This window comes from Alteribacter lacisalsi (assembly GCF_003226345.1).
Lineage (GTDB): Bacteria > Bacillota > Bacilli > Bacillales > Salisediminibacteriaceae > Alteribacter > Alteribacter lacisalsi.
The window spans coordinates 1309394-1323354 of the sequence record NZ_PDOF01000001.1 but is presented as its reverse complement, the minus strand read 5'-3'; the positions used below and the strand labels follow the sequence as shown (position 1 = coordinate 1323354).

Here is a 13961-nt window from a genome sequence, read left to right as displayed (position 1 = left end):
GAACTCCCTTTCCTGAACGGTTTGTTTTTATTTTTTCCAATATCCTCGGCTTTACACGAAGAAGAAAAGGGAATTATTCCTGAGAGCATAAAATAAAGGGGTGAAAGGAACAGTGGCACAAAAAATAACGGCAATCGGATGGGATGTGGGCGGATGGATGGGAGCAAGACACGGTGCTGCTGTCTGTACAATAGATCATGAAGGGATTACATGGGCAAAAGAGCCGGCAGTCTGTTCGCTTCCTGAAGACGGCTTCTGGAATCCTGAGGATCTGGCACGGCAAGGTGGTTTTGAAGCAGAGTTTCCGGAAGATTCCACGGTCGTCGTCGGAATTGATGCCCCATTGTCTTTTCCAGAAGCCTTCACCCGTTTTCTTGCAGGTGATACAGTACCGGCTGGGAAACCCGGCAGGGAAATTGATAATCCCCTTGCTTACAGAGAGACAGATCGGTATATTCATAAGAAGTACCGTAAAAAACCTTTATCGGCCTCTTTTGACCGGATCGGCAATAATGCCACCGTGGCTATGAGTCATGTGAAGAAATGGGAAACGGACTACGGTTTTCACACTCGGCCTTTCAGCTGCGTAAAAAGCAGCCGGGAGATTATTGAGGTTTATCCTGCTCTCGTAAAACAGACGAGTAAATCGCCTGCTGCCCCGTTTCTCCACAAATGGATCCCGGAAACGGCAGCTCCGGGAACGGATGCTTATGACGCCTGTATCTGCGCGTTGTACGCAGCAGCGTTTGCATTAAACGGAAGTCTTCTACCGGCCCTTGAAGGACCTCCAGTAGAAGGTCCATGGCAAAAAGAAGGCTGGATTTACCATTTTGACAGGGATCTATAATTACATTTCGAGAAAGAAGGAACAAGATATGCATACATTTGAACCGGGAACGATAGAAAAATTAACGGTAAGCCAGGAAGTTGGCGGTGATTACGTGTTAAGTGACGGCAACAGGATTGTGGTCCTTCCCCAGCAGGAGGTATCCGCAGCACCTGAACCGGGTGATCGCATCAGCGTGTTTATTTATTTGAATAAAAAAGGTGAAACCATTGCCACTATGAGCCTGCCTGCAGTTACAGCAGATACATACGAATGGGTGAAGGTGGTTGAATCCGTAAAGGGGCTCGGTGTATTTGCCGACATAGGGCTCAAGGAAGACGTACTCGTGTCCTCGGATGATCTTCCTCTCCTAGAGAGTGTCTGGCCAAAAGAAGGAGACGAACTTTTTGTCACATTAACGACAGATAAAAAAGGACGGCTCCTAGCCAAACCCGCGACCGAAACTGTCGTTGAGGATTCGTTTAAAGAGGCTCCGCAGACACTTAAGCACACGACAGCAGAAGGGCGTGTATACCGCTCAACCAAGGTGGGATCATTCGTCATTACAACCGAAGGATACCGGGGATTTGTTCATTACAGTGAACGCAAGGAAGAGCCCCGCCTCGGTGAGTGGGTAAGCGGCAGGGTGATCGGTGTGAAAGAGGACGGCACCGTCAATATGTCTCTGCGTCCATTAAAGCAGGAGGTACTTGATGAGGATGCCGAGTCTGTATTCGCCTATCTGATTCGGACAGGGGGAGAAATGCCGTTTACAGATAAAAGTGATCCTGATGAGATTCGTGACACGTTTAAAATCAGTAAAGCAGCGTTTAAACGGGCTCTCGGCAGACTGATGAAAGAAGGAAGAGTCAGACAGGAAGACGGTAAAACTTTTGCTGTGTCCAATGAAGAATAGCAGAAAAATATGATTACTGAATACGCAGTCCTGTTTGCGCTCGTCCTTTTACTGTCATTTGTTCCGGTTATTGGTCCTTACGTGAAACTGTTTAATACTCTCGTCCATGAAGTGATCGGTCATGCTCTTATAGCAAGACTTACTGGAGGGCGGGTTTCCTCTGTTCACTTGTTTCACAATACCGGAGGCATGGCCAGATTTCACCATCATAAAGCAGGACGTATTCTGACGATTTTTTCGGGCTATCCGGCAGCCTCTCTCGTCAGTGCAGCGTATATTTATTTATACAGAAGCGGTTATGTGCTGGAACTTGCTGTTTTCCTTGTGATTCTGCTTGTCATCAGTCTTCTTTTCTGGATTCGGAACTTGACAGGATTTTTTTGGGTGGTCAGTGTCCTGGGGGGATTTTTTCTGCTGTACCGCTATGAGGGGGAAATTTACCTATCGCTTATTATCATGATTATAGGCGTAATGATGCTGATTCAGGCCTTTGCCAGTGCCATTGTGGTCTGTCTGCTCAGTTTTTCCCTAACCCAGCACAGCGGTGATGCTCAGTTTCTGGCAGAGGAAACCCGGATTCCAGCACCGGTCTGGGGTGTGATTTTTGCTCTTTTTGCCACCTTGTGTTTTGCAGCAGGAATTTTCTTCTGGTTTTCAGAAGATCTGACAATTGTTTTCAATATGTAAGTAAATGCTTTGTTAATTCTTAATGTTGATTTAATAAATTTGATTGGAGCGAATGAGCGATACTCCTGCGGTGACAGCACCGACGGGATTTTTCCGAGGAGTCTCCAGAGGTGTCCGCGGAAAGGGAGCACAGTGAGCGAAAATCAACAACTGACAATAACAAGCCAGGTAAACAAAAAGAAAGCCTCTCAGCTGCACCGGAATCCGGTGGGGTTGAGAGGCTTTCTGCGGCTGATCAGGAAGCATGCTCGGCAGGAGCAGGCTCTGGTGCAGTGCGGTCTTCGTTTTTTGCTGCTATACGGTTTTTAAGCAGGCTGATGATAAGAGAAATCACCATCACAGAAAGAATGGAGTAAAGCCCGCGGACAAGTCCGACACTGATCAGTCCTGTCAAAATGACAAGTGTATCAAACGTAAACAGTGTTTTACCCGGATCCAGTCCGAAGCGCTTCTGCAGAACAAGGGACAGGATGTTTGCACCACCAAGAGATGAACCATTAAGAAACAAAATACAAAGACCCGATCCGATCACGAGACCCCCAAGGAGAGCACCGGCAAGAGGAGCTATAGTAAATGACGGAAGATACTGCATGACTTCAGTCATAAGAGAAAGGGTCGTGACAGCGAAAAGGGTAGAGAGAGTAAAGTTCCATCCCATTTTCGCTACAGAAAGGATGTAGAAAGGCAGATTAATCAGAAAGAAGGCAATCGCAAACGACCAGGACATCAGATAGGACACGCTCAGTGCGAGACCTGCCGTGCCCCCGGTAATAACCTGGGAACTCTGCAGGATGACCACGCCAAAACTGACAATGGCGCAGCCTGCCATCATGTATAAAATTCTAAGCAAGTATGTTCACACTCCTAATGCAGTTCATGAGGTATTTGTGTAAAAACGCACAAGGAAGATTATACCTTGCTTTTCGAAAACGGACAAACACACGCATGACCGCGTTGGCGCTTTTAATCGATAAAGCGAGCCTTTGAACAGTTTAAGATGGATAAGTATGGTAGAATTGTTTTTACTAAAAAACTTCAGATTAAAAGAGGCCGCCTTATCCAGTAGGGCAGCCTCTGAAAACTTACTATGACGTCTGTAAACTTCTTCTGAAATACCATTTCAGTGCAGGAGGGACTAGAACGATAATAACAAGAAGCCGGGTAAGTTGAAGGGCGCTTACAACTGCAGGATCCCCGCCTACAACAGAGGCGGTTAGCACCATTTCAACCAGTCCACCAGGAGCGACACTGAGAAGTGCTGTTGCCAGATTCAGAGTTGTCATCTGGGCAAGCCCTGCGCCAAGTGCAAAGGAAATTCCGATCAGGCTTACAGCAATGCCAAAGTAAACGAGACAGTATTTTCCGCCAAGTTTCAGATCTTCAAACGAGATCCGCTTGCCAAGACCAATGCCTACTGCAATCTGAGCAGCGATCAGCACTAATACTGGAAGTGAGGGGAGTGAAGTGACGGTAATATTGATTAAGGCCGTTAACATAAGCGGCAGAATGACGATTCCTGCAGGGATACGGTCTTTAAAAAGAATGCCTGCTGCTGCCGGAATGACAAGCCAGAGTGCTTCCGGCCCCCATGGGACAGCGCCATCGTGAAGAGGCATCCCGGCACCCTGTCTGGAAGATCCGTCCGAAAAAGCATAAATGATAATAAAAGGTACTGTAAATAACACAGCGATCAGACGAACGGTTTGAAAAATGACCACGAGGGACGTGTTGGCTTTCATCGCCTCACTGGCAATGGCCATTTCAGAAAGGCCGCCTGGTATCGAGCCGAAAACACTTGTAATTTTATCAACGTTAATCCAGCGGGTGACGGCTGTCGCTAAAACAATGCTGCTTAAAATAAGCAGGAGTGTTGCCGATATATAGGGAATGAGGTATGGGACGACCGTTGCAAAAGTGGAAGCGGTGAAATAAAGACCGAAATACAGACCGAGTGTCAGAAATCCGCCGTTTTTAACTGGTTCAGGCCAAAAGGCGTTTCGTTTTGTGAATCCCTGCCAGATCATTACGAAGGCGAGAGGCCCGAGAACCCAAGGGAGTGGAAGTGCCAAGTAGGCAAAAAGGGCACCGCCTGCTATCCCGATCAGTACTGTTTCTATGAATCTCAGAATGTTTCTGTTCACGATCAGGACTCCAATCTATTTAGTGTTACGAATGATATAATAAAAGCATTGTACCACAAATCTGATTCAGTCACTCTGAAGAAATAAGAAGAAAGGGGCTTTTTCATGAATGATCCATTAACAGAACAAGTGAGCCGGATCAGCAGACTGCCGCTGATAAAGGAAGCATTGGTTTACATAGAGGAGAAGGCGGACCAGACGCTAGAAGAGCAGATCGCCCTCACAACGATCCCTGCCCCGACCTTTCAGGAAAGCGAGCGGGGGCAGGAATTTGCCCGTCGCCTGAAAGCTTACGGCGTGGGTAACATCACAACAGATGAAGCAGGAAACGTGTTCGGCGTTAAAAAGGGAAGTGACCCAAATGGACCGCGGCTTGTTGTCTGTGCCCATCTTGATACCGTTTTCCCGGAAGGAACGTCAATTTCTCCAGAGTGGAAAGAGGGCAGGCTTTATGCGCCAGGGATTGCCGACGACGGCAGAGGGCTTGCCTGTGTACTGACACTTGCCAAAGTTCTTGATGACTGCAGTATTTCCACCAAAGGCGATCTGATTATCGGTGCTACTGTAGGAGAGGAAGGACTCGGGGATCTATTTGGCGTCAAACATCTTTTTAACAGCCGAAATGATATCGATGGATTTATCTCTGTTGAGCCAGGATCGCCTGAACGGATCATTTTCCAGGGAACGGGGAGCAGACGGTATCGTATTGTTTTCCGCGGTCAGGGAGGGCACAGTTTCGGCGATTTCGGTATAGCAAGTGCAAACCACGCACTCGGCAGGGCAGCGGCTAAGATCGCAGACCTGAAAGTACCTCCAGAGCCGAAAACCACCTTTACAATAGGGGAAATGAAAGGCGGCACATCTGTTAACACGATTGCCGCGGAAGCTTCCATGGTGATCGATCTGCGCTCAATAGATCAAATGGAACTGATCAAACTTGAAAACCGTGTCCTTGCTTTAATTGACGAGGCCGTAACTGAAGAAAACAGCCGCTGGGGCCGTGATGATATTACGGTAACAAGTGAAAAAGTCGGAGACAGACCGGCCGGGAGCCAGCCCCCGGACAGTCCTGTTGTCAAGGCAGCAGCGGCTGCAGCCCTCTCCCTGAACCTTCATCCGGCACTCAGCGGACCCATCAGTACAGACTCCAATGTTCCGATCAGTTTAGGAATCCCTTCGTTAACGCTTGGAGGCGGCGGTGATTTTGGCGGGGCCCATACGCTTCAGGAAAATTTTGATCCTGAAAATGCTCATTTAGGTCCCCAGCATCTGCTTTTAACCATAGCCGCTCTGGCAGGTTTATCCGAAATGGAGGAAGCACCGCTCCTCGAAAGAAAAACCGGTAACTAAGACTCAGGTCTTACTGTTTTTAGCCGTTTCCTCTGATGACGATGCCGCTCGCTGAACGTAAAATAAACCTATCTTCGTTAAAGGAGTGGTTCAGGTGAATGAAGTCTATGCAGGAACACTGGAAGAACTGAAGAAAGTGAGTCCGAAAGTTGTAAAAGGAGGAAGTCACGGGATTGCCATCATCTGTCACGAAGGCAGTGTTTACGCTGTTGACAACAGATGTCCGCATCTCGGGTTTCCCCTCCATATGGGAAGTGTGTGCGACGGCCTGTTAACCTGCCATTGGCACCATGCTCGGTTTGACCTGAAAAGCGGTGGTACGCTCGATCCATGGGCTGATGATGTGCCGGTTCATCAGGTTTCAATCAGGGACGGGGAAGTCTGGGTCAATTCCGAATCAAAAAACCGTCCTACCGTAACAAAATACAGAAAGCGCTTAAAAGAGGGGCTCGAACAGAACCTCAGCCTGGTAATTGCAAAAGCAGTGACCGGACTGGTAAATGCCGGGGAGCCTCTTGCAGACATTGCAAAGATTGGTGTGGCGTACGGGACAAAGCACCGATGGAATGGCTGGAGGTCAGGTCTGACGATCCTGACTGCAATGACGAACATGCTTCCATACCTTGACCGGAATGGACAAATTCTTGCTCTTTATCAGGGACTGGTTCACGTCGCACGAGAAAGTGCAGGTATGGGTACAAGATTTCTGCTCGGCCCCCTTCCCTTACAAGGAGAAGAGACGCCTTCTCCTGAGCGGCTGGCGGAGTGGTACCGCCACAGCCTTGAAGTCCGTGATGTGCAGGGAGCAGAAAGAGTGCTGCTTACCGCAGTGGAAACCGGTGCGGAGAATCAGGAAATTGCTGAAATGATGATGACCGCTGTGACAGACCATTACTATATGAATACCGGTCACACGCTCGATTTTCATAATAAAGCCTTTGAAATGCTTGAGAAGACAGGGGATGATCTTCAGGGGCAGGTATTGACGTCACTCCTTCCTGAGTTTACAAATGCGAGCCGAAGCGAAGAGCTTCACAGCTGGCAGGCACCTGTTGATCTGAGAATTCCGCTCGAACACGCATTTGAGCAGATGGAGAATATGGAATTCGGGGACGAAACTGTGGCAGATCCTGATCATTTATTTGACATGCTTCTCCGGGATGATCCAGCAGAAACGGTTCAGTTGATCACCGGTCTTCTTGAAAACGGAGCAAATCCCGTTCTGATTGCCCGAATTGCAACAGGCGCTGCGGCCGAGCGGATTGCCCGCTTTCATGTTCAAAACGAGTTCCGTGACTGGATTACTGTGCTTCATACGTTTTCTCATGCTCATGCTGTCCATGAGTCACTTAAACGTTCCCTTTCAAAAGACCTTGTAAGGGGGATCTATCACAGCGCGATGAGCATTTATCTGGACCGCTTTTTGAATACCCCTGCTGCAAGAAGACCTGACCGGACTCCTTTAAGTGAAGAAGCATCCCATCCCGAAGAACTGCTCAGCCTCCTCGACCGCCAGCAGCAGACAGACCAGGCGGCAAAATGGCTTTCCGCCTACCTGAACCGTAATGGAAACCGGCGTTCCCTGTTTAATGTTCTTGCCCACGCCGTATTGAGGGAGGACGCTGAGTTTCATACGTTTCAGGTGCTTGAAGCTGCGGTTTCGGAACACGAAGGGTGGGCAAAGGAAAACACTGAATTTGCCGAGCGTATGCAGGACACTCTTCTATTTGGCGCGATCCGCTATATTGCGGCTCACGCCCCAACTTCGAGAGAGGTGCCGCACACAGCAGGAATTGCCATGCGTCTGTCAAAAGGTGATAGGCTGTTCGAAGACGAGTAAACAAAAAGGTGTCCATTATTTTTGGACACCTTTTTTTGCGGTTATTTGCCTTTCTGCTTTCTCATTTCCTCTGTCACAACGAATGCCAGATCATCGTTTCCAAACATGCTCAATACACCGAGCAGTGTCTCATTCGGGATTTCTCCTGCTTCAGATTTTGGTACGGTAAGAGCAGCAGCCTGATCGAGTGCCGGGTTTTTTCCTTGATCAGGATACGCCTTTTTGTATACTTCAACTGGATCCAGATCGTGGTTTACACACCACTGGGCAAATACGAGAATCATCATATTTTCATCCTGCCGGTAATTCTCAATGATTTGATCTTCGAATTCTTTTTTATTCATAACTTCGCTCCTCATCCATAACCTGTACGGCTATTATAGCTTACATCAGCCAGATGTCCAGCAGTGTTCTGGAGACCTTTTCAATGCTATAATCAGGTAGGAATTCAGAGCGAAAGAAAAGGTGATTAAGGTGGATTTTACAATAGATTATGCTTCGTTCTTTCTCGTACAGGTAACCGGAAGCGGAGAGAGTGCGGAAAAAACGTACCGGCATTTTCAGACACTGGATAGTGAACAGTATTTTACGAGCCCGCTTAAGGAATTTCTTGACGGTGAACTGATGAAAATTGCCAAACGGAAAGTGGAGAGAAATCCGAAATCTGATCAGGTGCCCACTAAGATCGGCCACTTTGTTGTCGAGCCCGGGCACGAGCTGGATACAAATCCAAACTATAACCTATTTAACCGGATCCGGACTGCTGAAACTGCAGAAGACTTCCGGTCCAACAGTGAGCAGCTCGTGACTGCCTATACAAAAACAAGTGCTATCAGGGGCGGAGCCCTCCTCGTGATCCGGGCTAAATTGAGCAAATACATGGATGATAAATTTGTGTTTGTACTGAAATGTGATTTTGAGCCTAAGGTGGCTTCCATTACGGACGAAACCACGCTGATCCGACATGTAGAGATGGCGATTACTACGAGAAACATGAAGTCGATTCAATATCCCTTTATGCCGGAAGAAGGGATGACGGAAGAATGGGAACTTAAAATTCACCAGTCCTCCCATGCCAGGTATTTTGAAGACTTTCTAAAGTATGTAGAGTACAGCCAGTCACTTCCGCAAATTGTAAAAGGCCAGATGATTGAAGCTGCCCAGCAGCACATCGCGGAAAAATATGAGCCGGAGAGTGAAGAATGGATTGCCGAAGAGGAAAGCATTGAAGCCTGGGCGAATACAGATAGTCGTCAGCTTCAGGAAAAGTGGACCGAAGATCAGGTGGTGGAAGCCTCTGCACCAATTATTGAGCATCAGCCTGAAATAGAAATGAAACTTAAGCTCGATCATATCGATGTAAAGGGGCTTCTTTCAGATTTCAGCGAAAATATCCATATTGCAAAAGTGAATGGAAAGTATGTAATTCTGATTGAAGGAGAGTCCTTCTCGTTTGAAAAAGGTGCCTCACCGGTTGAGTTTCTGCAGCCGGACACACTTGAGAATGTTTTGAAGCGGATCGGAAGATGAAAATGACATCCTGGAGTGCCCTGAAACAGCTGGGCACTTTTTTTAATTTTTTTGGGATGAACATATCTTATTTCAAATGGACATATATTGTATTGCAATCATCACTTCCTCTTTCAGTGCAACGTTGGACTCTCACAGCTCAGAGATGAAAGGAGGACCAGAATCATGCCGGGACTACTGCTTTTAATTGCCTGGATTGTTGTCGGAGCCAACAGTGCCTACAGCGCCATTAAACAGCTTAACAGCCTGAAACAGAACTGGATGCAGGTACTGCTGCACGTGTCAGTCGTTATCATTGCTTTATCATTTATACTGGATCTGATTTAAGTAAACAGACGGCCCCTCTTTCGGGTCGTCTTTTATTTTGGTATTCAATTATTAAGTAGTGGAAGAAGTCAATCATGTCTTGAAATTTTCTTACATAAAAGATCAGTGACTATTGATATACCACCGGCCTTCTTGCGGAAAGAATTCACAAAAGTCATTAGGACTATACGATTAAAAAAGAAGAGGAAAAGTCATGAATTTATATTAATAAATATATTTTGTTTCGCATTTCACAAATTTCGTAAAACTAAATAATCATATTTGTTCGGTTAGGAAGCTGAATCGACAAATTTATTTCAACTTTTTGTAAATAAATCATAATAAATGATATTCTGGTATGATTTCTATGGATACTAGAAAATATTCTGTCGAAAACCTCCTCTGGAATGAAAACCATCCGTTTACTATACTGAATGGGAAAACAAACCTGGGGAGGGTATTTTATGAAGAAGCGAACAAAACAGTTAATCAGTTCGGTACTTGCCGGCACACTCGTTTTATCAGCAGGAACATCCATTTACGCACATGATGCATTTGAGGGTGGGAGTAAAGGGGAAGGTCTGGTTTTTGATCACGATGCCATCGAGCAGCTTGATGCACCGGTTGAAGATGGGGACAAAAACGTCAAACACCTGCATGAAGCGGCTTCGATTCAGCTTGCAGAAAAAGACGGGGTTCAAAATAACACGGCCGATGTGTATGCTCACCAGGGCTTCGCCTATGTAGGCACACATACAGCCAATGGTGCAAATGGCGGAGTCAGAATTTTTGATTTGCAGGATCCGCAGAATCCAGAAGAAATCGGTGTGATTGCTGACGATATACCATATACTTGGCAGGAAAAAGTCATTGTAAAAAGAGTGAATACGCCTCACTTTAACGGTGACCTGGCAGTGGTGAGTCTTCAGCAGACATCAAGGAATAACGCCAACCGTCCTGACAGCCGCGGCGGCATGCTGCTCTATGATGTGTCAGATCCATATAACCCTGAACGCCTCGGCTTTTATGAGCTGGACCGCGAAATTACCGGGACACACGAGCTCTACCTGACCCGTCAGGGAAACAAGGCGATTGCTCTTTTGTCCAATCCGTATGCGGATTACTACACTGACGGTGAGCAAGGAGATTTTCAGATCATCGATGTAACAGACCCGGCTAATCCGGAAAAGATGTGGGAATGGGATCCCCGTGAACTTGAAGAAGTAACCGAAGATTTTAATGGCTATCACTGGGATGCACCAGACGGTCATACTCGTCCGGTATTTAATCACAGTGTAATCACCGACAATAACGGGCATTACGCCTATGTTTCCATGTGGGATCTTGGCACCGTCATCTTTGACATCCGCAATCCGGAGAACCCGGAATTTCTCGGCCGTACTGAATATGCCGATGACCAGAAAGGTGCAGCTCACTCCGCAGCCCTCGCACGTGGCGGCAATATCCTGATTGAGACCCGGGAAGTGGCAAACCCTCACGGAGAAGGTTATGAAGATGCATACGGATACACAAGAATCTTTGATATTTCCGATAAAACAGATCCTCAGCTCCTGAGTGAATTTACAACAGAACTGACTTTCGATTTTATTGGTTCCACTTTCGCAAACACCGTTCACGATCCTAAGGTCCATGGCAACACGCTTTATCTGTCCTATTATTCCGGAGGTGTGCTGGCAGTGGATATTACTGACCCGGCAGACCCGAAGGAAATTGGGCGATATACACCGGACCAGGGTAACGTATGGGGCGTATTCGTGGACAGGAACTACGTGCTTGCTTCTGATATGGGACAGGGACTGAAAGTGCTTCAGAAAAACAATGGGAACAATAACAGAGGTAACGGTAACAGGAAGACAGAATTTTAAAGATCTCTTTTTAACAGGGCTGCCGGCACCCGGCAGTCCTTTTTCATTACCATTGCTATCATTAATTACCACCTATAATCCCCTGTGGCTTTACGGAGACTATACCCGATAAACTATTGCCCAGGGAGGAAAATGAAATTGAATAAGAAATTAATTTTACTTGTACTGGCCGCTTTAATGATCCTTGTAATTGCAGCCTGCGGTGGAAACATGGATGAGCAGGATGACGATTTTGAAGGACAGAGAACATACAGAGAAGGCCCGCTAACCAGCTTCGATCAGGACAACCGCATCAATCCTAACCAGCGTAATATGAATCCGTTTCAGATGTTTGAGATTTCCAGTGAAAAAACCGAATTAAACAGTGAAGAATTTCCTCACACAAAGGCGATTCAGGTGCAGGAGGCGAAATTCCTTGCTGATCTTGAGCCGGATCAGATGCATCCTGAAGAGCTTTACAACATCGTAAGAGATGAGTTTAACATTGACCTGCCAGATCTACAGCCAGGCCAGATGCCTGAATTTGACGGACCTCAGGAACCGGCCAATCCGCCGGTAGCCGATCCAAACCAGGAGCAGCCTGCAGCTGAACCTCAGCCGGCACCTGAGCAGCCCCAGCAGCCTGAACAGGAGCAGCCCCAGCAGGAGGAAACCACTCAGGATGAACCTGAAGGAGAAGGGGATCTCAAGGATTTCGAACTCCAGGTTATCGAGCTTACGAACCAGGAAAGAGCCAATAATGGTATGCCGGCCCTTGATACAAACGTGGATCTCTGCTACGTAGCCCGCAGAAAATCTCAGGATATGAACGAGAACAATTATTTCTCACATACAAGTCCAACATACGGTTCACCGTTTGACATGATGCGCGATTACGGTATTCAGTACACTGCTGCAGGTGAAAATATTGCCCAGGGCCAGCCGACCCCGGAGCAGGTTGTCCAACAGTGGATGGAGAGTCCGAGCCACCGGGAAAATATCCTTTCAGGCAATTACAGCCAGATTGGTGTAGGCTATGAAACAAATGGCAACCATTGGACACAGATGTTTATCAATCAATAGAAAATATTAATTTTCAGACAAAAGCATGTGCGCACACAGCGGCACATGTTTTTGTTATAGTATGTGAGGGGTAACGCCGCCCAAAACAGGGTATGGTATACAAACATCAATTTCCCAGGCTGAAGGAGGCTTATACAATGGCAAATGAAGAAGCAAAGCAGGAAAATCCGATTACAGTTGAAGCAGGCGATCAGGTAAGTGTAACAAAAGGGGAATTTAAAGGCTCCAAAGCTGAAGTTATTGCGGTTTACAACAATTCAATTGCAGTGGAACTGGATAAAAAGCTTGAGGACGGAAGCTACGCCAGAACAGTACTTCACCATACAGAATTCAAATAAGCACGAGAAGGCACCTAGGCAGCTCAGAAAGCTGTCAGGTGCCTTTTTAATTTGGTTATAATGTGGCCGTCCGTCTGAAACGTAATAATAAATCTATACAAAACAGCGGTCTTCAGAAAAATTGTTGCTTTCTATAATAAATATAATGAGTGAGCCAAATAAACGCAGCGAATTTTCAGAAAACAGTTGGATTTTCTGCACAATTTTTGTATCATGGTCACCTGTACAAATTTTTGTAAGAGCTTGAACAATGAGAAGGGCAGGTGCACATATATGAATATTGAACAAACAGCCAGACATCTGATTGAAGCAGAACAAACAGGGAAACCTGCTCGATTTTTAAGCGAAAACGAACACTTTAGTGAAAAAGACGCATACAAGATCCAGCACACGCTGATTGAGGAGAAATACCGTCAGCAGGGGGCATCACCGTATGGGTATAAAATCAGTATGACCAGTCCACAGACTCAGGCACTAGCCGATACGGACGAGCCTGCATACGGCACACTCATGGATAAAAATATAAGCCTTGGATCAGCAGCAATTTCCCTTTCGGACATGAATGAACCGCTGCTTGAACCGGAACTGGTCTTTTCGTTTGATTCAGACCTATCAGCCAGTCCCACAACAGAGGAGGTCGTAAGCAAAGGGACTCTTCACGCTGCAATCGAAATTCCTGATTCAAGATTTAAACGATGGTTTCCCCATTTTGAACTCCGGGACCTGATCAGTGATAATGCCTTTACCGGACGTGTAATTACAGGCAAGGAAGGGATTCCAGCCGACCGGTGTGCGATCGATGATATAACAATGACACTTGAACATAACGGAATGTGTATAGGCGAGGGGCATTCCACCGTTGTGATGGGAAACCCGGTTCTTTCAGTAAAGTGGCTTGCAGAAAAACTGTCTCAGCATGGAAAAACAATCAGAAAGGGAATGCTGGTTTCGTCAGGAACGTTAATTCCCCCGGTTAAACTCGAAGAAGGCCTATTTACTGCCGCATTTTCAACGGGACAGAAAGTCTCTGTTCACGTGACTGCATAGGAAAATGCCCGCATATTTCTTCCATGGCCGAT

14 protein-coding genes are annotated in these 13961 nt (G+C 46.7%); 11 read left to right on the top strand and 3 right to left on the bottom strand.

Going from position 1 to position 13961, the window contains the following annotated elements:
- The first annotated feature begins 112 nt into the window (after positions 1-112).
- Genes CR205_RS06530 through CR205_RS06520 form a run of 3 tightly spaced genes read left to right on the top strand, consistent with a single transcriptional unit; the run spans position 113 to position 2429 of the window.
- A complete protein-coding gene (locus tag CR205_RS06530) occupies positions 113-847 on the top strand; it encodes a DUF429 domain-containing protein (RefSeq protein WP_110518119.1) in 735 nt (244 codons plus the stop codon).
- Between the two features lie 28 nt (positions 848-875).
- Positions 876-1742: a CvfB family protein gene (locus CR205_RS06525; RefSeq protein ID WP_110518118.1), complete on the top strand. Its 867-nt coding sequence runs from the start codon at positions 876-878 to the stop codon at positions 1740-1742.
- A 9-nt stretch (positions 1743-1751) separates the two neighbouring features.
- Complete coding sequence (locus CR205_RS06520; RefSeq protein ID WP_110518117.1) at positions 1752-2429, top strand: M50 family metallopeptidase; 678 nt, start codon at positions 1752-1754, stop codon at positions 2427-2429.
- A 235-nt stretch (positions 2430-2664) separates the two neighbouring features.
- On the opposite strand, the gene CR205_RS06515 is transcribed toward CR205_RS06520, so the two are convergent.
- Complete coding sequence (locus tag CR205_RS06515) at positions 2665-3279, bottom strand: YitT family protein (RefSeq protein ID WP_110518116.1); 615 nt, start codon at positions 3277-3279, stop codon at positions 2665-2667.
- Positions 3280-3514: 235 nt separating this feature from the next.
- Positions 3515-4570, bottom strand: coding sequence for an AbrB family transcriptional regulator (locus tag CR205_RS06510; protein WP_236634711.1), 1056 nt, complete (start codon positions 4568-4570; stop codon positions 3515-3517).
- Positions 4571-4675: 105 nt separating this feature from the next.
- Here CR205_RS06510 and CR205_RS06505 point away from each other — a divergent pair, with 105 nt between their 5' ends.
- Both CR205_RS06505 and CR205_RS06500 read left to right on the top strand, forming a co-directional pair.
- A complete protein-coding gene (locus CR205_RS06505) occupies positions 4676-5920 on the top strand; it encodes a M20/M25/M40 family metallo-hydrolase (RefSeq protein WP_110518114.1) in 1245 nt (414 codons plus the stop codon).
- Positions 5921-6014: 94 nt separating this feature from the next.
- On the top strand, positions 6015-7760 hold the full coding sequence (locus CR205_RS06500; protein ID WP_110518113.1) for a Rieske (2Fe-2S) protein: 1746 nt from the start codon (positions 6015-6017) through the stop codon (positions 7758-7760).
- Positions 7761-7801: 41 nt separating this feature from the next.
- Here CR205_RS06500 and CR205_RS06495 read toward each other — a convergent pair whose 3' ends face one another.
- Positions 7802-8104 carry a hypothetical protein gene (locus CR205_RS06495; protein ID WP_110518112.1) on the bottom strand — a complete coding sequence of 101 codons (303 nt, stop codon included), beginning with the start codon at positions 8102-8104 and terminating at the stop codon, positions 7802-7804.
- A 130-nt stretch (positions 8105-8234) separates the two neighbouring features.
- On the opposite strand from CR205_RS06495, the gene CR205_RS06490 reads away from it, so the two are divergent.
- The 6 genes from CR205_RS06490 (at position 8235) to CR205_RS06470 (ending at position 13929) form a co-directional block, all read left to right on the top strand.
- On the top strand, positions 8235-9290 hold the full coding sequence (locus tag CR205_RS06490; RefSeq protein WP_110518111.1) for a DUF3900 domain-containing protein: 1056 nt from the start codon (positions 8235-8237) through the stop codon (positions 9288-9290).
- Between the two features lie 165 nt (positions 9291-9455).
- On the top strand, positions 9456-9617 hold the full coding sequence (locus CR205_RS20230; protein WP_161524692.1) for a hypothetical protein: 162 nt from the start codon (positions 9456-9458) through the stop codon (positions 9615-9617).
- Positions 9618-10060: 443 nt separating this feature from the next.
- The gene (locus CR205_RS06485) at positions 10061-11482 is read left to right on the top strand and encodes an LVIVD repeat-containing protein (RefSeq protein ID WP_110518109.1); all 1422 of its coding nucleotides are present in this window, start codon (positions 10061-10063) and stop codon (positions 11480-11482) included.
- Positions 11483-11620: 138 nt separating this feature from the next.
- Positions 11621-12544: a CAP domain-containing protein gene (locus CR205_RS06480; RefSeq protein ID WP_161524691.1), complete on the top strand. Its 924-nt coding sequence runs from the start codon at positions 11621-11623 to the stop codon at positions 12542-12544.
- A gap of 137 nt (positions 12545-12681) precedes the next feature.
- Positions 12682-12882 carry a DUF2187 domain-containing protein gene (locus CR205_RS06475; protein WP_110518105.1) on the top strand — a complete coding sequence of 67 codons (201 nt, stop codon included), beginning with the start codon at positions 12682-12684 and terminating at the stop codon, positions 12880-12882.
- Positions 12883-13155: 273 nt separating this feature from the next.
- The gene (locus CR205_RS06470) at positions 13156-13929 is read left to right on the top strand and encodes a 2-keto-4-pentenoate hydratase (protein ID WP_110518103.1); all 774 of its coding nucleotides are present in this window, start codon (positions 13156-13158) and stop codon (positions 13927-13929) included.
- Positions 13930-13961: the final 32 nt, after the last annotated feature.